The sequence below is a fragment of the Pseudomonas sp. RIT-To-2 genome (assembly GCF_029623465.1).
In the GTDB taxonomy this organism is placed as follows: Bacteria; Pseudomonadota; Gammaproteobacteria; order Pseudomonadales; family Pseudomonadaceae; genus Aquipseudomonas; species Aquipseudomonas silvicola.
Genome location: NZ_JAPYKM010000026.1, coordinates 41,146 through 60,862 on the forward strand (window position 1 = coordinate 41,146; position 19,717 = coordinate 60,862).

The following is a 19,717-nucleotide window of genomic DNA, read 5'->3' on the forward strand; positions in this document are numbered from 1 at the left end:
CGGGTCTCCTTTAGCGGGCAGTCGGGCTGGTCAGCTTGGCTACGTCGCCGACGCTGTAGGCCTGGCTGACGATGCCGCCTTTTTCCACGCCCTTGAGCGAGGATTCCAGCGTGTCCTGGGTAACGCTCAGCGCCGGCGACAGCAGGTCATGGGGCAACTGTTTGCCATCCAGCAGCTGCTGGGCCACCCAGAACGCCAGGCTGCTGATGCTCGGGGCGCTGGAGATGGAGAAGCTCTCGTAACCGTTGGCGTCCTTCTGTTTCTTCCACCACGACAGCTCTTCCTCGCGGTTGCCGAAGATGATCACCGGCGCCGGGCGGCCGGCCGCGCTGAACGCCTGGGCGACGCCAAAGCCATCATCGCCCTGGGTGACCACCGCATCGATCTTCGGCAGGCTGGGCAATATGCCGGCCACGGCCTTCTGCGCAGCGGTCTGCGACCAATTGCCGTTCACCGAGCCGATGATCTTCAGCTGCGGGTACTGGGCGGCGCCGGCGCTGATGCCCGAATGAATCAGCTCGTCCACCGACACCCCGGCCAGGCCGCGCACTTCCAACACGTTGGCGCCTTGCGGGAAGTGTTTGGCCAGGTAGTCCATGGCCTGCTGGCCGCTTTGCTTGAAGTCCATGGAAATGCGGTAGGCGCAGGGTTCGGTGACTACGCCGTCGAACGAGACGACGATAATGCCGGCGTCGCAGGCCTGCTTCACCGCGCCGTTGAGCGCGGTAGGTGATGCGGCGTCGATGACGATGGCGCTGTAGCCCTGCAGGATCAGGTTCTGGATTTGCGCGGCCTGTTCGGTGGCCTGGTTCTCGCCGGTGGTGAACGAGTCCGCGCCGGCAATGGTGCCCGCCTTCACCGCCTGTTCGCTTGTTTGCTGCCAGCTGGCGAGCATGCCCTGGCGCCAGGAATTGCCGGCGTAGTTGTTGGACAAGGCGATGGTTTTATCGGCCGTGGCGGCCTGTGCGAGCATGAACGGCGTGACCAGCAATGCAGTGGACAGCAGCGCTGAGCGCAGCGGGTGACGTTTCATGATTTTACCCTTGTTATTGTTGTGGGTATCAGGCCGCCGAAGGCTTCGGTCGTGCCGGTCTTACTGAGACTGCGCCCCCAGTCTGCCCTGGCGGCCAGGGCCTGTCCGGGGGCGTTGCTGCATACTTGACACCCTTTGCGCGCACATTACTTGCGGGATCCCGCAAAAGGTTGGCGCAAGCCTGCAGGCCACTTTCAGTCATACTCAGGCAAGGCTTCCCATAACAACAAAGGCCGACCACCATGGCGCCACGCGCACCCATTGCCGCCGAAAACGTGCTGCATCACTTCCTTGGCATCTCCCGGGCCCTGGCCGGGCGCCTGGATTTCCAGTCGATGATCGATGCCGTTTCCGAGGAAATCCGCCACATCCTGCCCCACGACCACCTGGACGTGAGCCTGCTGCTGGACAACCACAGCCACCTGTCCGCCTACGAGACCGGCGTGCACACCGCCTGGGGCGACTTCGCCAACCATCCGTTGCCCATTGCCCAAAGCCCCATTCGCGCGCTGCTGCGCGGCGACGAGACCTACATCCTCAGCGACGACGCCATGAACGATGCGCGCTTTCAGTTTCCCGGCGCCATCAACCACCCGATCTTCGACGCGCGCCTGCGCAGCCGCCTGCACGTGCCGTTGCGGGCCCGCGGCGAGGTGATTGGTGCGCTCAGCTGCTCGACGCACACCGCCAACTTCTACACCCTCGACGACGTGCGCCACACCCAGCACGTGGCTGACCTGCTGGCGTCCTACCTGTATGCCCTGCACCAGACCGAGCAGGCTAAACAGTTGGCCATCACCGAGGCGCAGGTTCGCGCCCGCGAGGAAGGCCTGCGCCTGGGCGTGCTACGCCTGACTGAAGAACTGGAGAACGAACGCCAGCGCATCGGCATGGACCTGCACGACCAGACCCTGGCCGACATGACACGCCTGTACCGGCGCATCGGCCGCCTGCAACTGCACGGCACTGCCAGCGGCGAAGAGCTGGCGCAACTGGGCGGCGCGCTGCAGGACAGCATGCAGGAGCTGCGCTCGATCATCGACGCGGTAAAGCCCACGGTACTGCAGCTGTTCGGCTTCGAGGAGGGCCTGGAAGACCTGCTGCTGCGCAGTGTGCGCAACAGCGGCCTGGACATTGCCACCCACCTGCGTGACAGCACCGATGGCCTTGCCAACCGCCTGGCCGAGCCGCAGCAGATCGCCCTGTTCCGCATCATTCAGGAAGCCGTGAACAACGCCATCAAGCACGCTGCGCCGCAGTCCATCGCCGTGGACATCACCACCACCGACAGCCACCTGCACCTGACCATCCTCGACGATGGCTTAGGGCTGGACGGTGCCGGCCCACTGCAGAGCAGCGGTTTGAAAAACATTCAGGTGCGGGCGCAACTGCTCAGCGCCCAGGTGCACATCGGCAGGGGCCCGGGCAACAAGGGCACCTGCGTGAAAATCAGCCTGCCGCTGCCGGCCCACGCCTGAACAGGAGCCCTGCCCCATGGATATTCTGCTGATAGAAGACGACCCGGTGCACCGCGCCTTCCTCAAGGAAGTGATCGAGGTGGCGCTGCCCGAATGCTCGCGGCTGATGGAGGCCGAGGACGGCCACGTGGGCGAGCGCCTGGCCGGCGAGTTTGCCATTACCTCGGTGGTGATGGACCTGCAGATGCCGCGCTGCACCGGCGTGGAAGCCGCCCGCTCGATCTGGCGCCAGCGCCCGGAAACCTCGATCATGTTCTGGTCCAACTACGCCGACGAAGCCTACGTGCGCGGCATCTCGCGCATCGTCCCCGAGGGCGCCGCCTACGGCTATATCCTCAAGACCGCCTCCGAAGACCGCCTGCGCCTGGCTCTGCGCAGCCTGTTCATCGAACAGCAATGCGTGATAGACCGCGAGGTGCGCGGCGTGCAGCAGAAAAGCCAGAACCATGTGCTGGGCCTGACCGACGCCGAGTACGAGGTGCTGCAGGACATCGCCCTGGGCCTCACCGACCGCATCATCGGCCAGCGCCGCAACCTGTCGCTACGCAGCGTGCAGAACCGCCTGCAGCAACTGTACGAAAAACTGGGCGTGCGCCAGCCCAATGAGGACATTGACAGCCAGCCGGCCTTCAACCTGCGCGCCCGCGCGGTGCACATGGCGCTGCTGCGCAAGCTGCTGAACCGCACGGCGTTGGAGCAGGCAGAGATAGAGTTGCAGGAGTGGTTGAAGGACCCGCGGCAGAGTTTTCGATAAAAAGCCTGCTGAAGGGTGAACCAGTGTCTGAAAATCTGTCAGCGCACCTTTCCGGCAACTAGATGAACGACTGAGGACAGGCAACCGCCGTCAGTAAACACTAGCTAACATGTGCTCCTTGCCCGCAATGCCGCCCTGCCCTGAAAAGCCGGCCTGTATCGGCAACGGGAAGCGCCTCGCCTTGCAGGCTGGGGTCCACGGAAGGCGGTGGTGCAGTAGCGCGAGGCAACCGAGAACATTTGCTAGGTGGTCCATTGCACAGACGACGTATAAATCGACATAACCCCAGTACAGGCAATGGTTCGCGAGGATTCAGACTGGGTCAGGGGCCTCTCGGCATTTAGGTCAATTCAGCATCAGCGCCAACACGGAGTGGATACCGACGGTGGGCTACATGAGCGCGTCACGGGCCCACCAGGATATCGGTCGGTTCATGATGCAGCGGTACAACGGGCAAAGGCCGCATCAGTTCAACGATGGGTTACCGGCTGCGGTCGCTGAGGAAAAACTTGACGCAGTGTCCGGGATCAGTTGACCACTACACTCTATAGCCGCGTCAAACAACGGCTGGCCACGCAGCGCCAAACTGAATCCTTGCGCGTCGTAGACCAGCTTCTGCAGCTTCAAATTCGAGATTTCACCAGCATCCCCTTCCAACTCAAGAAAGTAATGGGCTACATCTTCAAGGTCGGGCATGCGCGCCCCCTCATGATTAGCGTCGTGCGGCCATCAAAATGACGCCCGGGACAAGATAGGTCAACCAAACGAGGCGGGGTTTTTCTCGACATTTCATGTCGGAACAAGAGGGAACTATGATCACTGCGCATCAGCACTCGTCAGCTCCGGCCGCCCCTTCACTGCGCCATGACAGCGACCATTTTCGCTGACGCCGTACCAGGGACGGCAAGGCATTGCCAAACCCCAGAAACGAAAAAGCCCTGAATAATCAGGGCTCTAACGAAGAATGTGTGGCGGAAGCGTAGAGATTCGAACTCTAGGATAGTTGCCCATCGACGGTTTTCAAGACCGTTGCCTTAAACCACTCGGCCACGCTTCCAGCTATGTTGCGGCGTGCATAATACCCGAATGAAACACACTGTCAAACTCTCTTCATGGCCCCGCGCTGCAGGTCTGTTATGATCTTTGCATCTGAACGTTTCAAACCCGGTTTCAACCCAAAGGAGTCTCGCCATGCGCGAACAGGATTACGCAGTCAATAGCAGGCAGCAGGCCGACCAGCTAGAGGTCAGCAAGGTCCTGCGCAATACGTACGGTTTGCTGGCCATGACCCTGGCCTTCAGCGCCGTGACCGCCTATGTGGCGCAGCAGATGAACGTGCGCTACCCGAACATTTTCGTGGTGCTGATAGGCTTCTACGGGCTGTTCTTCCTCACAACCAAGTTGCGTGATTCGGCGTGGGGCCTGGTGTCCACCTTCGCCCTGACCGGTTTCATGGGTTACCTGCTGGGCCCTATCCTGAACCGTTACCTGCACATGCAGGGCGGCGCCGAGGTGGTGAGTTCGGCGTTTGCCATGACGGCGCTGGTGTTCGGCGGTCTGTCGGCCTACGTGCTGATCACCCGCAAGGACATGAGCTTCCTGGGTGGCTTCATCACCGCGGGCTTCTTCGTGCTGCTGGGTGCGACGCTGGCGGGGCTGTTCTTCCAGATCAGCGGGCTGCAACTGGCAATCAGCGCGGGCTTCGTGCTGTTCTCGTCGGCGTGCATCCTGTTCCAGACCAGCGCGATCATTCAGGGTGGTGAGCGCAACTACATCATGGCGACCATCAGCCTGTATGTATCGATCTACAACCTGTTTGTCAGCTTGCTGCAGTTGTTTGGCCTGATGGGTCGTGATGACTGATTGAGTGACGAGTGAGAAAAAGCCCGCTTCGGCGGGCTTTTTTGTGGAAGAAGGATTTCAGGGGGAGGTTGCTGGCTCTCTGTGGGACCGGGCGCAAGCTCGGGAAGCAGACCACGCGGTGGGTCTGGGGGTGCTCGGTGGATGGTTCCCGAGCTTCGCCCGGTCCTACCGGGGCGTGGGGGAAACGGCGGGATTTGCCGGTTATCGCGGGTAGTGGCCTTGTGGCGTGCTTGTCCGTAGAATTGCGCTCTTTTTTTCCAAGGCACCTGCCATGACCGTACAGCAACAGCCCTCCCCGCCCGACCACCAGGACCTGGTGCTGGGCCTGGAAGACCGGCCCCGCCCCTTGATCGCGCTGCTGGCGGCCTTGCAGCACTTGCTGGCGATCATTGTTCCGATCGTGACGCCCGGGCTGTTGATCTGTCAGGCGTTGGGGGTGTCGCCCCATGACACCAACCTGATCGTGTCGATGTCGCTGGTCATTTCCGGTATCGCGACCTTTGTCCAGTGCAAGCGCTTCGGGCCATTTGGCGCAGGCTTGCTGATTGTGCAGGGCACCAGTTTCAACTTTGTCGGGCCGTTGATTGCCGGCGGGGCCTTTATGGTCAAGCAGGGCACGCCGGTGGAAGGCGTGATGGCGGCGATTTTCGGCGTGGTGATCGCCGGGTCGTTCGTGGAAATGGGTATTTCGCGGATCTTGCCGTTCGTGAAGCGGCTGATCACGCCGCTGGTGACCGGCATCGTGGTGCTGATGATCGGCCTGACACTGATCAAGGTTGGCCTGATCAGCATGGGGGGTGGTTTCTCGGCGATGGCCAACGGCACCTTCGCCAACGGCGACAACCTGCTGCTGTCGGGTGTGGTGCTGGCGATCATCGTGGTGCTGAACCGCTTGCCAGTGGTGTGGATGCGCAGTTGCGCCATCGTCATCGCGCTGGCGGTGGGCTATGCGCTGGCGGGCTACATGGGCCGTTTGAACTTCACCGGCATGCATGAGGCGGCGGTGTTTCAGGTACCGGTGCCGTTGCATTTCGGCCTGGGCTTTTCCTGGGCGCTGTTCATTCCGATGCTGGTGATTTACCTGGTGACGTCGCTGGAGTCCATTGGTGACGTGACGGCCACCAGCAAGGTGTCGCGCCAACCGGTGGAAGGCCCGGTGTGGATGCAGCGTATCAAGGGCGGGGTGCTGGTGAACGGTGCCAACTCGCTGTTGGCCGGTATTTTCAATACCTTCCCCAGTTCCATTTTCGCCCAGAATAACGGCGTGATTCAGCTGACCGGTATCGCCAGCCGCCACATTGGTGTGTGGATCGCGGGCATGCTGGTGATTTTAGGGCTGTTCCCGACGGTGGCCGGGGTGATCCAGGCGGTGCCGGAGCCGGTGCTGGGTGGCGCGGCCATGGTGATGTTCGGCGCCGTGGCGGCGTCGGGCATCAATATTCTGGCGAGTATCCACCTGGACCGTCGTGCGTTGCTGATTATCGCGGTGTCCCTGGCCTTGGGCCTGGGCGTGGCGCAGGTACCGGAGTTCCTGGCCCACATGCCGTCGGCGCTGCGCAATGTGCTGGAGTCGGGCGTGGCCACCGGCGGTATCTGTGCGCTGGTGCTGAACTGGTTCCTGCCTGAGGCACGCGACGGCCGTTGAGGCGCGTGCGGCGGGCTTTTTTGGCGGCCAGGCTTTATCATTCCGGCAGATTTGCTGATAGAGCCGCGCCATGAAGTTCGCCATCGCTGTATTTTCCCCCGCCCATGCGCCCTCCTCGCGCCGCGCCCTGCGGTTTGCCGAAGCGGCGCTGGCGGGCGGCCATGAGATTGTCCGTCTGTTCTTCTACCAGGACGGGGTGCACAGCGCCTCGGGCAACGTGGTTGCCCCCCAGGATGAAACGGACATCGCCGCGCAGTGGCGCGCCTTCATTACCGAGCAGCAGCTGGATGCAGTGGTGTGCATCGCCGCGGCACTGCGCCGTGGCGTCCTCAATGAAGAAGAAGCGCAGCGCTGGAATCGTCCGGCCGCCAACCTGCCCGCGCCCTGGGAACTGTCCGGGCTGGGGCAATTGCATGAGGCCGCGCAGTTGGCCGACCGCCTTGTGACTTTCGGGGGGCAATAAGATGGCCAAGTCGCTGTTGATCATCAGCCGTCAGGCCCCCTGGTCGGGCCCAGGCCCACGCGAAGCGCTGGATATTGCCCTGGCCGGCGGAGCCTTCGACCTGCCGCTGGGCATGCTGTTTCTTGATGACGGGGTGTTTCAGTTGATGCCGGCGCAGGCGCCTGGCCAGGTGCAACAGAAAGACCTGACCGCCAACCTGCAGGCCCTGCCGATGTTTGGCGTGGATGAGTTGTTCGTGGCTGCCAGTAGCCTGCGTGCCCGCGGGCTGGGCAGCGCGCCGCTGAGCCTGGAGGCGCAGGTGCTGGAGGATGATGCCCTGGCCGCCCTTGTCGACCGTTTTGATCAGGTGATTACCCTCTGATGGCTACCTTGCATGTGTTGTCCCACTCCCCCTTCAGCGATCAGCGCCTGGCCAGTTGCCTGCGCGTGCTGGGGGCCCGCGATGGCGTGCTGCTGACCGGTGACGCGGTGTACGCACTGTTGAATGACGATCTGGCGCACCTGGCGGGCCGGCTCTACGCCCTGGAAGAAGATGTCAAGGCGCGGGCGCTCACCACCACGGCGCAGGTCGTGGACTACCCGGGCTTCGTGCAGCTTTCCATTGATTACGACAAGGTCAACACCTGGCTATGAGTGAACTGATTGTCGATGGCCACCCGATCGCCCTGGACCAGAACGGTTTTCTGGAAGACCTGACCGAGTGGTCCAAACCGGTGGCCGAAGCCTTGGCGGCGCGGGAAAGCATTGCCCTGACCCCTGAACACTGGGAGGTGCTGGAGGTATTGCGCCAGTTCTACCAGGAGTTTCAACTGTCGCCGGCCACGCGCCCCCTGATCAAGTACACGGCGCTGAAACTGGGCGCCGAGAAAGGCAACAGCCCGCACCTGAACCGCTTGTTCAATGGCACCCCCGCCAAACTCGCCGCCAAGCTGGCGGGCCTGCCCAAACCGACCAATTGCATATGACCGACTACCCTGCCCTGCTGCTGGAAACCCCTGCCGAGCACCCCTTCGCCCCCTTCGTTCGTGCCCTGGGCAAGGGCAAGCGCGGCGCTCGCAACCTGACCCGCGACGAGGCCCGCGAGGCCATGGGCATGTTGCTGGACGAGCAGGTCGAGGAAGCGCAGTTGGGCGCCTTCCTGATGCTGCTGCGCCACAAAGAGGAGAGTGCCGAGGAGTTGGCCGGTTTCACCGAGGCCTTGCGCGCTCGGCTCAAGCCTCCCCCGTTGACCGTGGACATTGATTGGCCGACCTACGCCGGCAAGAAGCGCCACCTGCCCTGGTACTTGCTGGCGGCCAAGTGCCTGGCCGGCAACGGTGTGCGCATTCTGATCCACGGTGGCGGCGCACACACCGCCGGGCGCCTGTATACCGAACAATTGCTGGGCACCGTCGGCATTCCCCTGGCCCGTGGCTGGGACGCGGTGGGCCGTGCCCTGGACAGCCATGGCCTGGCGTTCGCGCCGCTGGTGGACTGGGCGCCGCAGTTGCAGCGCATGATCGATCTGCGCAATACGTTGGGCCTGCGGTCGCCGATCCACTCCCTGGCGCGCATTCTCAACCCGCTGAGCGCCCGGTGTGGCCTTCAGAGCATCTTCCACCCTGGTTACCAGGCGGTGCACCGCGATGCCAGCGGCCTGTTGGGCGACCACGCTATCGTGGTGAAGGGCGATGGCGGCGAGATCGAAGTCAACCCGGACAGCCCCAGTCATCTGTATGGCACCACCGGCGGCCAGAGCTGGGACGAAGAGTGGCCGCAGCTCTCGGCCCAGCGCCACGTCAAGCCGGCCACCCTGGACCCGACGCACCTGCTGGCGGTATGGCGAGGCGATGCCGAGGACAGCTACGGCGAAATGGCGCTGATGTCGACCATGGCCTTGGCCTTGCGCGGCCTGGGCAAAAACCGTGATGACGCCTTTGCCACAGCGCGCCAGTACTGGGACGCCCGCGATAGATCGATCTAGCCGATAGATACCGCCGGGGTTTTGCGCTATTTATTCGAACTGCGGCCCGTACACTGGACTCCAACGCTTATGAAATCTGCCGGGAGTACAGGGTATGGGCTTGCTGATCGAAGGGCGCTGGCATGACCAGTGGTATGAAAGCAGCAAAGACGGTGCGTTCCAGCGTGAAGCCGCCAAGCGCCGCAACTGGGTGACCGCCGACGGTCGCCCGGGCCCCAGCGGCGAAGGCGGCTTCAAGGCCGAGGCCGGCCGTTACCACCTGTATGTTTCGCTGGCTTGCCCGTGGGCGCACCGCACTTTGATCGTGCGTCAGCTCAAGGGGCTTGAAAGCCTGATCGACGTGTCTGTGGTCAGCTGGCTGATGCGCGAGAACGGCTGGACCTTCGACACCTCCCTGGGCTCGACCGGCGACAAGCTCGACGGGTTTGCATTCATGCACCAGCGTTACACCTCGGAAACCCCGGATTACACCGGGCGCGTGACCGTGCCGGTGCTGTGGGACAAGCAACTCAAGCGGATTGTCAGCAATGAATCGGCGGAGATCATCCGCATGTTCAACAGCGCCTTCAACGAGCTGACTGGCAATACGTTGGACCTGTATCCGCAACCCTTGCGGCCGGCAATCGAGGCGCTGAACGAAGCGATCTACCCAGCGGTGAACAACGGCGTGTATCGCGCAGGCTTTGCCACGTCGCAGGCGGCCTATGAGCAGGCGTTCGATGAAGTGTTTGCCGAGCTGGATCGGTTGGAAGCCCTGCTGGGCCAAAAGCGCTACCTGGCGGGAGAGTATCTGACCGAGGCGGATGTGCGCTTGTTCACCACGATCATTCGCTTTGACGCGGTGTACCACGGGCACTTCAAGTGCAATTTGCGCCGTATTGTCGATTACCCGAACCTGTCGAACTGGCTGCGTGAGCTGTACCAGTGGCCAGGCGTGGCGCAGACGGTGGATTTCCAGCACATCAAGCATCATTACTATGGCAGCCATGCCACCATCAACCCGACGGGCATTGTGCCGAAGGGACCGGCGCAGAGTTTTGCCGCGCAGCATGACCGTGAGCGGTTGGCGGGGCGTGGGATTTTTGAGGGTTGAGAGGGGACGCGGCCTGGTGGCCGTTGCTACAGGAAAGCCATGTAGCAGCGCCCGCCAGGCCGCGTCAGGGCCTTACACCGTCCGCTGAGCGCCTTCGAACCACGCCAGTTTCTCGCGCAACTGCACTACTTCCCCCACGATGACCAGCGTCGGCGCATGCACTTCATGCTCCGCGACCAGCCGCGGCAGGTCGGCCAGGGTGCCAGTGAAGACGCGCTGGTTGACCGTGGTGCCTTGCTGTACCAGTGCTGCCGGGGTATCAGCGGCACGGCCATGGGCAATCAGTTGTTGGCAGATTATCGGCAAGCCCACCAGGCCCATGTAGAACACCAGGGTCTGGGCCGGCGCCACCAGGTCCGACCAGGGCAGGTCGCTGGTGCCGTCCTTGAGGTGGCCGGTGATGAAGCGTACCGACTGGGCATGGTCGCGATGGGTCAGCGGGATGCCGGCGTAAGCCGCACAACCACTGGCCGCGGTAATGCCCGGCACCACCTGGAACGGAATGCCATGGGCCGCCAATTCTTCGATTTCCTCTCCACCACGGCCGAAGATGAACGGGTCGCCCCCCTTGAGCCGCACCACGCGTTTGCCTTGCTTGGCCAGGGTCACCAATTGCTGGTTGATCTGGTCCTGGGGCACAGCGTGGTCCGCGCGGCGCTTGCCGACGTAGATGCGCTCGGCATCTCGGCGGCACAACTCGATGATGGCCGGGGCCACCAGGCGGTCATACAGCACCACGTCGGCCTGCTGCATCAGGCGCAAGGCCTTGAAGGTCAATAGGTCGGGGTCACCCGGGCCAGCACCCACCAGGTAGACTTCGCCAGGTGCATGGGGCGGCTGGCCGTGGATTTTCTCCACCAGCATCTTTTCCGCTTCGGCGCCCTGCCCCGCCAGCTGGCGGTCGGCGATCGGGCCCTGGAATACTTCTTCCCAGAACGCACGGCGTTGCTGCACGTCCGGGTACAGGCCTTTGACCTGGGCACGAAAGCGCGCCGCCAACCCGGCCAGTTCGCCATAAGCAGCAGGAATCCAGGCCTCCATCTTGGCGCGGATCAAGCGCGCCAGCACCGGGGCGTCACCGCCACTGGACACCGCCACCACCAGGGGTGAACGGTCGACAATGGCCGGGAAGATCACGCTGCACAGGGCTGGCGCGTCCACCACGTTGACTGGCACACAACGCGCCTTGGCGTCGGCAGACACCTGGGCGTTGAGGGCTTCGTCATCGGTGGCGGCGATGATCAGCTGGCAACCGTCCAGGTCGCTTTCCTGATAACCGCGCAGCACGGCTTCACCGCCGCTGCTCTGGAGCAATTCGCCCAGCTGGGTTTCGATCGCCGGGGCGACCACGCGCAGCAGCGCGCCGGCATCGGCCAGCAAACGCGACTTGCGCAAGGCGATCTCGCCCCCGCCCACGACCAGCACATGGCTGCCCTTGAGCTTGTGAAACAGCGGCAAAAACTCCATTTAGCCGATGACCTCAAGGCCGCCCATATAAGGCTTCAGCACGTCCGGCACACGGATGGAACCGTCAGCCTGCTGGTAGTTTTCCAGCACGGCCACCAGGGTACGGCCCACGGCCAGGCCCGAGCCGTTGAGGGTGTGCACCAGCTCCGGCTTGCCGGTTTCCGGGTTGCGGAAACGCGCCTGCATGCGGCGGGCCTGGAAATCACCGGTGTTGGAGCACGAGGAGATTTCGCGGTACTTGTCCTGGCTTGGAATCCACACTTCCAGGTCGTAGGTTTTCACCGCGCTGAAACCCATGTCGCCGGTGCACAGGGCCAGCACGCGGTAGGGCAGCTCCAGGGCCTGCAGCACGCGCTCGGCGTTGGCGGTCAGGCCTTCCAGGGCTTCCATGGATTTCGACGGCTCGACCACCTGCACCATCTCGACCTTGTCGAACTGGTGCTGGCGGATCATGCCGCGGGTGTCACGGCCCGATGCACCGGCTTCGCTGCGGAAGCACGGGGTGTGGGCGACCAGTTTCAATGGCAGTTGCTTGGCGTCGAGGATCTCGCCGGCAACGATGTTGGTCAGCGACACTTCAGCGGTCGGAATCAGGTACAGGTCGGCCTCGCCTTCGCGGCTGATCTTGAACAGGTCTTCCTCGAACTTGGGCAGTTGGCCAGTGCCTTTGAGCGCCGGGGCCTGTACCAGGTACGGGGTGTAGGCCTCTTCGTAACCGTGCTCGGTGACGTGCAGGTTGATCATGAACTGCGCCAGGGCGCGGTGCAGGCGGGCAATCGGGCCGCGCAGCAGGGCGAAACGGGCACCCGACAGCTTGGCGGCGGTTTCGAAGTCCAGCCAGCCGAACTTCTCGCCCAGGGCGACATGGTCTTTGACGTCAAAACCGAAGTCGGCCGGGGTGCCCCAGCGGCGCACTTCGACGTTGCCGTCTTCGTCTTCGCCTACCGGTACCGATTCGTGCGGCAGGTTGGGGATGCCCAGCACGATGGAGTCCAACTCGGCCTGCAGCTTGTCCAGCTCGGCCTTGCCTTCGGCCAGCTCGCCGGCCATGCGGTCGACGTCCGCCATCAGCGGCGCGATGTCTTCGCCGCGCTGCTTGGCCTGACCAATGGATTTGGAGCGGGCGTTACGCTCGGCCTGCAGTTGCTCGGTGCGGGTCTGTACGGTCTTGCGCTGGGCCTCCAGCGCTTCCAGGCGCGCCACGTCCAGGCTGTAGCCACGGGCTGCGAGGCGATCCGCGGTTTCGTGGAGCTTGGTACGCAAAATCAGGGGATCGAGCATGTCGGTCTCTCGTTATCAAATTAAGTCTTGGTCAGCCCATGTTACGGGCAGGACACCGGGCAGCCGACCATATTAGCGGCCAGCGTACCGGGATAGAAGGGCTGTTTCCAGTTGAGTGTTGCAGGTTTTTCAAGGCTTGCGGCGCTGACGCGGGCTCAGACGGTCCAGGTGGGCCAGGTGCTTGAGCTTCTCGCCGATCTTCAGTTCCAGGCCGCGGGGCACTGGCTGGTAATACGGCCGCGGTTCCAGCTGGTCGGGGAAGTAGTCTTCACCGGCGGCGTAGGCATCAGGCTCGTCGTGGGCGTAGCGGTATTCCTCACCGTAACCCAACTGCTTCATCAGCTTGGTCGGCGCGTTGCGCAGGTGCAGCGGCACCTCCATGGAACCGAACTCGGCCGCTTCGCGCATGGCCTGCTTGAAGCCCATGTATACGGCATTGCTCTTCGGCGCGCAGGCCAGGTAGACGATGGCCTGGGCCACGGCCAGCTCGCCCTCTGGGCTGCCAAGGCGCTCCTGTACGTCCCAGGCCGCCAGGCACAGGCTCAGGGCGCGGGGGTCGGCGTTGCCGATGTCTTCGCTGGCCATGCGCACCACGCGCCGTGCCACGTACAGCGGGTCGCAACCACCGTCCATCATGCGCGCGTACCAGTACAGGGCGCCGTCGGGGTTGGAGCCGCGAACGGACTTGTGCAGCGCCGATATCTGGTCGTAGAAAGCTTCGCCGCCCTTGTCGAAGCGCCGGCGGGTATCACCCAGCAGGCTTTGCAACAGGTCGGTGCCGATTTCCTCGCCGTCTTCGGCCAGGTCCGAAGCGTTCTCCAGCAGGTTGAGCATGCGCCGGCCATCGCCGTCGGCGGCCGCCAGCAGCATGGCGAAGGCTTCGTCGCCCAAGCGTAATTGACGCTTGCCCAGGCCACGCTCCTCGTTCAAGGCGCGGTCGACCAACCGGCGCAAAGCCGGCTCGTCGAGACTTTTCAGCACGTATACCCGCGCCCGCGACAGCAAGGCGTTGTTCAGTTCGAACGAAGGGTTTTCGGTGGTGGCGCCAATGAAGATCAGCGTGCCGTCTTCCACATAAGGCAGGAAGGCATCCTGCTGGGACTTGTTGAAACGGTGCACTTCGTCGACGAACAGAATGGTGCGACGGCCGTACTGGGCTGCCTGCTGCTTGGCCACTTCCACGGCCTGGCGAATCTCCTTGACCCCGGCCAGCACCGCCGAGACGGTCTCGAAATGGGCATCGGAGACTTCCGCCAATAGCCGCGCCAGCGTGGTCTTGCCCACCCCGGGCGGGCCCCAGAAAATCATCGAGTGCAGGGCGCCCTGCTCCAGTGCCTCGCGCAGCGGCTTGCCGCGCGCCAGCAGGTGCTCCTGGCCGACGTACTCGTTCAGGTTGCGGGCCCGCAGGCGGGCGGCCAGGGGCTGGGCGATGGGCTCGCTGCGAAACAGGTCCATGACGGCGCTGGGGTCCTCTTATTCCTGGATCACGTCGGTGCCCTTGGGCGCGACGAAGGTGAACTTGCTCTTGTCCACGGGGGCATTGGCCTTGACCGCGGTGAACAGGATGTTGGTGCGCTGGCCGACGCTGTCGATCAGTTGCATGTCATTGATCAGGCCCTTGCGGAACGACAGGCGCAGGGAATCGAACAGGGTATCCTTGGTCTTGGGCTTGAGCATGAAGTCGATCACGTCACCCGATTCCTTGGCGCTGATGTCGAAGCTCTGGCTGATCTTCGACACGTCACCGGACAGCAGCAGCGCTGGGGTCTGGGTCAGGCGCTGGTCGAGTTTCTTGATGGTGACCTGCTGCAGGTCCGGGTCGTACAGGGTGACCTTCTGGCCATCCGAGACCATGGTCTGCTCGTTCGGCGCGTCGGTGTGCCAGTAGAACAGGCCAGGGCGCTGCAAGACCATTTCACCCGCGGTTTCCTGCAACTGGGTGCCGCTGCCGTCCAGGGTCAGCTGCGAGAAATGCGCGGCCAGGGTCTGGGAATTTTCCAGCAGTTTGGTCAGGCTCGACACGTCCTGGTCGGCGGCATGGGCCGGCAGCGTGGAGAAGGCCAGGGCAGAAACCAACAGCATGCGAATCAGGCGCATGGGAATCCTCGTACAGTGGAAAAAGACCGGCCGCCGTTCATCGGCAGCCGATTACGTCATTCAGTCCCGCGCAGGCCCTGGGGCGATCACTTCGCGCGAGCCATTGGTGTTCATGGGCGTGACCACGCCGGCCATTTCCATGGCTTCGATCATGCGCGCCGCGCGGTTGTAGCCGATCTTGAGCTTGCGCTGCACCGCGGAAATCGATGCTCGACGGCTTTCCAGCACGAAGTTGACCGCCTCGTCGTACAGCGCGTCGGACTCGCTGCCTTCACCGTCGCCGCCACCGCCGCCGCCACCGTCGAAGCCACTGCCGGCCTCCTCGACACCGGCGAGAATGTCTTCGTTGTAATCCGGCACGCCACGCAGTTTCCAGGCTTCCACCACACGGTGCACTTCCTCGTCGGAGACAAAGGCACCGTGCACGCGGATCGGCAGGCTGGTGCCCGGCGGCATGTACAGCATGTCACCATGGCCCAGCAACTGTTCGGCGCCGCCCTGGTCGATGATGGTACGGGAGTCGATCTTGCTCGACACCTGGAACGCCATGCGGGTAGGAATGTTGGCCTTGATCAGACCGGTGATCACGTCCACCGAGGGGCGCTGGGTCGCCAGGATCAGGTGGATACCGGCCGCCCGGGCCTTCTGGGCGATACGGGCGATCAACTCTTCGACCTTCTTGCCGACGATCATCATCATGTCGGCGAATTCGTCGACGATGACCACGATGGTGGGCAGGGTTTTCAGCAGGGGCGCTTCGTCTTCCATGCTCTCGCGACGGTACAGCGGGTCGGTGAGCGGCGTGCCCTCCTCCTGCGCGTCCTTGACCTTGCGGTTGAAGCCGGCCAGGTTACGCACGCCCATGGCCGCCATCAGCTTGTAGCGCCGCTCCATCTCGGCGACGCTCCAGCGCAGGGCATTGGCGGCGTCCTTCATGTCGGTGACCACCGGGCACAGCAGGTGCGGAATGCCTTCGTAGATCGACAACTCGAGCATTTTCGGGTCGATCATGATCAGCTTGGCGTCTTCGGGGCTGGACTTGAACAGGATCGACAGGATCATGGCGTTCACGCCCACCGACTTACCGGAACCGGTGGTACCGGCCACCAGCAGGTGGGGCATCTTGGCAAGGTCGGTGATGACCGGCTTGCCGCCGATGTCATGGCCCAGGGCCATGGTGACCGGCGATTTCGCCTCGTCGTACTGGGGTGACGACAGCACCTCGGAGAAGCGCACGATCTGCCGGTCTTCGTTGGGGATCTCGATACCCACGGTGGTCTTGCCGGGAATCACTTCCACCACGCGCACGCTGGTCACGGCCAGGGAACGCGCCAGGTCCTTGGCCAGGTTGGCGATGCGGCTGACCTTTACGCCCGCGGCCGGCTGGATTTCGTAGCGGGTAATGACCGGGCCCGGGTGGATGGAGTCCACCGACACCTCGACGCCGAATTCCTTGAGCTTGATTTCCAGCAGGTGGCCCACGCCCGCCAGGGATTCTGGCGAGTAATTGACCTTCTTCTTTTCCGCCGGGTCGAGGATGGAGATGGGCGGCAAGGTGCCTTCCACCGCACTGTCGACGAACAGTGGTACCTGTTTTTCCTTCTGCACGCGCTTGCTCGGCTCTGGCGGCTTGACCATGGCCGGGGCGGGCATGATCACCGGTGGCGTCTGCTTTTCGCGCTCGCTGGTGTGCTTGCTCAGCGACACCTCGCGTTCGATGATGCGTTCCTTGGCCTTGGCCTGCTCGCGACGATCAGGGGTAACCGGGGCGACCACGTCATGCACGCGCACGTCTACCTCGCGCAACTGCGCTTCCAGGCGGCGACGCTCGTTGCGCGCGGCCCACCAGCGGCCAGCGGCGCCCTGCACCAGTTCCAGCAGGTCGAGGGTGATCTTGCCGGTCAGGTCCATGACCTTGAACCACGACAGGTCGGTGAACACCGTCAGGCCGAACAGGAATAGGGCGATGAACAGCAAGGTGCTGCCCTGGGTATTGAGGGCATTACGCGCCAGGTCGCCGAGGCTTTCGCCCAGGGCACCGCCCGCCGAAGCCGGCAGGTTGGGAGTGGAATGGAAATGAATGTGCGCCAGCGCGGCACCGGACAGCACCAGGAACACCAGACCGATCAGCCGCCAGGAAAACAGCCAGCCGCTCCACTGCCAGGGCTGGTGACGCTCGCGGAAGATCTGCCAGGTTTTCACCGCCAGCAGCAGCGGGAAAATGTAGGCGAAGTAGCCCAGCACCATGAACAGGATGTCGGCGGCGAAGGCCCCGGCACGGCCGGCGGCGTTCTGCACCTCATGGGCGGTGCTGGTGTGGCTCCAGCCCGGGTCGGCCTGGTCATAGGTGAGCAGCGCCATCCACAGGTACAGGCACAAGGCGCCCATGGCGATCAGGGCACCTTCCTTGAGCCGGTAGTGCATTTGCTGACGCCACAGGGGCACTACGGGATTGGGTGTCGCGGTGGATTTCTTCAAAACAGGTCTTTTCCTGCGCCCTTGGGCGCGCACAACGGATGATTGACTAAAAAAATCATGCAAATGAACGGTGCATTGTACGGGTTCGCCTCAGCATAGCCCAGCGCGTCTGGCGCCAGCCAATTGGAGCATGCATTGCCTTTCGTGACAAAGGCTTATGCAGGGTTTTCAAACGAGATAGCGAAGGATTACGACCGCGAGATACGCGCGGAGTTGCAGGCGGGGGTTTTTATCCTCAATACTGCCCTCAAGCGCCTGGCTCGGGAAACCGCCAACGCCCATCCAAGCCGTGCGCCCTCCCCTCCCCCACCGCAAAAGACCCCATGCTGACCTGGCTAAAGAAGAACGACCTGACCTTCCCCCCACTGGACAAGGCCCTGCGCGACCCCAACGGCCTGCTGGCCGCCGGTGGCGACCTGAGCGCCGAGCGCCTGGTGCAGGCCTACCGCCATGGCTGCTTTCCCTGGTACCAGGACGGCCAGCCCATTCTGTGGTGGTCCCCCGACCCGCGCACGGTGCTGTTCCCCGCCGAGCTGCATGTCTCCCGCAGCCTGGCCAAGGTGCTTCGCCAACAGCGCTACCGCGTCAGCTTCGACCAGGACTTCCCCGCGGTGATTCGCGCCTGCGCCGGCCCCCGTGCCTACGCCGATGGCACCTGGATCACCGACAGCATGCAAGCGGCCTACATCAAGCTGCACGAACAGGGCCTGGCGCACTCGGTGGAAGTGTGGAGCGGCGACACGCTGGTGGGAGGCCTGTATGGCCTGGCCATGGGCCGGCTGTTTTTCGGCGAGTCGATGTTCAGCCATGCCGACAACGCCTCCAAGGTCGGTTTCGCCACCCTGGTGCGCCACCTGCAGGCGGCTGGCGTCGAACTGATCGACTGCCAGATGCCCACCGACCACCTGATCAGCCTGGGCGCGCGCTCCATCAGCCGTGACGACTTCGCCTGGCACCTGCGCACTTACCTGGACCAGCCCAGCACCGCTACCTGGGTTTGCTAGGCGAGTTGGTCACAGCTGGCTTACACTTATTCAAAGGTTTCGATCCGAGGGTTGATCATGACTGAGTTGGCGCGGTTGAAGTTCTATGCCACTCAACCCCATTCGTGCAGCTATTTGCCCGAGGAACAGGCCACCACCCTGTTCCTCGACCCCAGCCAGCCGATGGACGTTCACGTCTACGCCGACCTGTCGGAAATGGGTTTTCGGCGCAGCGGCGATCACCTCTACCGCCCCCACTGCCAGCGCTGCAACGCCTGCGTGCCGGCGCGCATCCCCTCGGCCAGCTTCAGCCCCAACCGCCAGCAGAAACGCATCCTCAAGCGCAACGCCGATATTCAGGTGACCTCCAGCAAGCCTGCATTCAGCGAGGAATACTTCGACCTGTACCAGCGCTATATCGAACAGCGCCATGCCGACGGCGACATGTACCCGCCCAGCCGGGATCAGTTCTCGACCTTCCTGGTACGCGACCTGCCGTTTTCGCGCTTTTATGAATTCCGCCGCGACGGCCAGTTGCTGGCGGTGGCGGTCACCGACCTGCTGCCCAACGGTCTGTCGGCGGTCTACACCTTCTACGAGCCCGCCGAGGAGCGCCGCAGCCTGGGCCGTTTCGCCATCCTGTGGCAGATAGGTGAGGCCATGCGCCTGGGGCTGGACGCGGTGTACCTGGGCTACTGGATCAAGAACTGCAAAAAAATGAATTACAAGACTCAGTATCGGCCCATCGAGCTGCTGATCAACCAGCGCTGGGTTACGTTAAACTGAAGGGTCTTGGCGTTCCGCCCCTTTTTCAGGCACAATGCACGCCGCTTTTGCCTGGCGCAGTTGCACCGGGCCATTAACTGGACACCGAGGGCTTTACTGCATGTCGAAAGAAGACAGCTTCGAAATGGAAGGCACTGTCGTCGACACCCTACCTAACACCATGTTTCGCGTGGAGTTGGAAAATGGGCACGTCGTAACCGCGCATATCTCCGGCAAGATGCGCAAGAACTACATTCGTATTCTGACCGGTGACAAGGTGCGCGTCGAGCTGACGCCCTATGACTTGAGCAAAGGGCGCATTACCTACCGCGCTCGTTAAGCAGCACAAACGAA

Annotated in this window: 20 protein-coding genes, 1 tRNA gene and 1 pseudogene; 14 read left to right on the forward strand and 8 right to left on the reverse strand. The window is 63.2% G+C overall.

Features of this window, described 5'->3' with window-relative positions; all coding sequences use genetic code 11:
• Positions 1–10: 10 nt before the first annotated feature.
• On the reverse strand, positions 11–1,033 hold the full coding sequence (locus QBK88_RS21125) for an ABC transporter substrate-binding protein (RefSeq protein ID WP_268151092.1): 1,023 nt from the start codon (positions 1,031–1,033) through the stop codon (positions 11–13).
• A gap of 242 nt (positions 1,034–1,275) precedes the next feature.
• Here QBK88_RS21125 and QBK88_RS21130 point away from each other — a divergent pair, with 242 nt between their 5' ends.
• The 3 genes and pseudogenes from QBK88_RS21130 to QBK88_RS21140 form a co-directional block, all read left to right on the forward strand.
• Positions 1,276–2,511 carry a GAF domain-containing sensor histidine kinase gene (locus QBK88_RS21130; RefSeq protein ID WP_277963586.1) on the forward strand — a complete coding sequence of 412 codons (1,236 nt, stop codon included), beginning with the start codon at positions 1,276–1,278 and terminating at the stop codon, positions 2,509–2,511.
• 16 nt (positions 2,512–2,527) lie between these two features.
• The gene (locus QBK88_RS21135) at positions 2,528–3,265 is read left to right on the forward strand and encodes a response regulator transcription factor (RefSeq protein WP_277963587.1); all 738 of its coding nucleotides are present in this window, start codon (positions 2,528–2,530) and stop codon (positions 3,263–3,265) included.
• Between the two features lie 358 nt (positions 3,266–3,623).
• Positions 3,624–3,800 (forward strand): annotated as a pseudogene (locus QBK88_RS21140) (IS3 family transposase); the annotation flags it as partial.
• Here the strand turns inward: QBK88_RS21140 and QBK88_RS21145 are convergent.
• A complete protein-coding gene (locus QBK88_RS21145; protein ID WP_277963588.1) occupies positions 3,731–3,961 on the reverse strand; it encodes a hypothetical protein in 231 nt (76 codons plus the stop codon). The pseudogene QBK88_RS21140 and the gene QBK88_RS21145 overlap by 70 nt on opposite strands.
• A 273-nt stretch (positions 3,962–4,234) precedes the next feature.
• Positions 4,235–4,322 (reverse strand) — tRNA-Ser (locus tag QBK88_RS21150).
• A gap of 134 nt (positions 4,323–4,456) precedes the next feature.
• Between QBK88_RS21150 and QBK88_RS21155 the strand changes: the two genes are divergently transcribed.
• The 8 genes from QBK88_RS21155 (at position 4,457) to QBK88_RS21190 (ending at position 10,292) form a co-directional block, all read left to right on the forward strand.
• Entirely contained in the window at positions 4,457–5,128 is a 672-nt protein-coding gene (locus QBK88_RS21155; RefSeq protein WP_158156940.1) for a Bax inhibitor-1/YccA family protein, read from the forward strand.
• A gap of 271 nt (positions 5,129–5,399) precedes the next feature.
• Positions 5,400–6,773 carry a uracil-xanthine permease family protein gene (locus QBK88_RS21160; RefSeq protein ID WP_277963589.1) on the forward strand — a complete coding sequence of 458 codons (1,374 nt, stop codon included), beginning with the start codon at positions 5,400–5,402 and terminating at the stop codon, positions 6,771–6,773.
• 70 nt (positions 6,774–6,843) lie between these two features.
• Complete coding sequence (gene tusD / locus QBK88_RS21165) at positions 6,844–7,236, forward strand: sulfurtransferase complex subunit TusD (protein WP_268150861.1); 393 nt, start codon at positions 6,844–6,846, stop codon at positions 7,234–7,236.
• A gap of 1 nt (position 7,237) precedes the next feature.
• A complete protein-coding gene (tusC, locus tag QBK88_RS21170; RefSeq protein ID WP_277963590.1) occupies positions 7,238–7,597 on the forward strand; it encodes a sulfurtransferase complex subunit TusC in 360 nt (119 codons plus the stop codon).
• A complete protein-coding gene (gene tusB, locus QBK88_RS21175; RefSeq protein WP_158156932.1) occupies positions 7,597–7,869 on the forward strand; it encodes a sulfurtransferase complex subunit TusB in 273 nt (90 codons plus the stop codon). Before tusC ends, tusB begins: the two co-directional genes overlap by 1 nt.
• On the forward strand, positions 7,866–8,201 hold the full coding sequence (locus QBK88_RS21180; protein WP_268150854.1) for a TusE/DsrC/DsvC family sulfur relay protein: 336 nt from the start codon (positions 7,866–7,868) through the stop codon (positions 8,199–8,201). The genes tusB and QBK88_RS21180 overlap by 4 nt, the downstream gene beginning before the upstream one ends.
• Positions 8,198–9,199, forward strand: coding sequence for a glycosyl transferase family protein (locus QBK88_RS21185; protein ID WP_277963591.1), 1,002 nt, complete (start codon positions 8,198–8,200; stop codon positions 9,197–9,199). Before QBK88_RS21180 ends, QBK88_RS21185 begins: the two co-directional genes overlap by 4 nt.
• A gap of 94 nt (positions 9,200–9,293) precedes the next feature.
• Complete coding sequence (locus QBK88_RS21190) at positions 9,294–10,292, forward strand: glutathione S-transferase family protein (protein ID WP_277963592.1); 999 nt, start codon at positions 9,294–9,296, stop codon at positions 10,290–10,292.
• A 72-nt stretch (positions 10,293–10,364) separates the two neighbouring features.
• Here QBK88_RS21190 and cysG read toward each other — a convergent pair whose 3' ends face one another.
• From cysG to ftsK, 5 genes are all read right to left on the reverse strand, one after another.
• Positions 10,365–11,759 (reverse strand): siroheme synthase CysG, encoded by a 1,395-nt coding sequence (gene cysG / locus QBK88_RS21195; RefSeq protein ID WP_268150848.1) that lies wholly within the window; start codon positions 11,757–11,759, stop codon positions 10,365–10,367.
• Complete coding sequence (gene serS, locus QBK88_RS21200; RefSeq protein WP_268150846.1) at positions 11,760–13,040, reverse strand: serine--tRNA ligase; 1,281 nt, start codon at positions 13,038–13,040, stop codon at positions 11,760–11,762. It lies immediately after the preceding gene.
• A 129-nt stretch (positions 13,041–13,169) separates the two neighbouring features.
• Entirely contained in the window at positions 13,170–14,495 is a 1,326-nt protein-coding gene (locus tag QBK88_RS21205) for a replication-associated recombination protein A (RefSeq protein ID WP_277963593.1), read from the reverse strand.
• 18 nt (positions 14,496–14,513) lie between these two features.
• Positions 14,514–15,137 (reverse strand): outer membrane lipoprotein chaperone LolA, encoded by a 624-nt coding sequence (lolA, locus tag QBK88_RS21210; protein WP_268150843.1) that lies wholly within the window; start codon positions 15,135–15,137, stop codon positions 14,514–14,516.
• Positions 15,138–15,197: 60 nt separating this feature from the next.
• Positions 15,198–17,615 (reverse strand): DNA translocase FtsK, encoded by a 2,418-nt coding sequence (ftsK, locus tag QBK88_RS21215; RefSeq protein WP_445764975.1) that lies wholly within the window; start codon positions 17,613–17,615, stop codon positions 15,198–15,200.
• A 323-nt stretch (positions 17,616–17,938) separates the two neighbouring features.
• On the opposite strand from ftsK, the gene aat reads away from it, so the two are divergent.
• The 3 genes from aat (at position 17,939) to infA (ending at position 19,703) form a co-directional block, all read left to right on the forward strand.
• A complete protein-coding gene (gene aat / locus QBK88_RS21220) occupies positions 17,939–18,619 on the forward strand; it encodes a leucyl/phenylalanyl-tRNA--protein transferase (RefSeq protein ID WP_277963594.1) in 681 nt (226 codons plus the stop codon).
• A gap of 57 nt (positions 18,620–18,676) precedes the next feature.
• Entirely contained in the window at positions 18,677–19,384 is a 708-nt protein-coding gene (locus tag QBK88_RS21225) for an arginyltransferase (protein WP_268150839.1), read from the forward strand.
• 100 nt (positions 19,385–19,484) lie between these two features.
• Positions 19,485–19,703, forward strand: a complete 219-nt coding sequence (infA, locus tag QBK88_RS21230) for a translation initiation factor IF-1 (protein ID WP_002553999.1) — start codon at positions 19,485–19,487, stop codon at positions 19,701–19,703.
• Positions 19,704–19,717 lie beyond the last annotated feature (14 nt).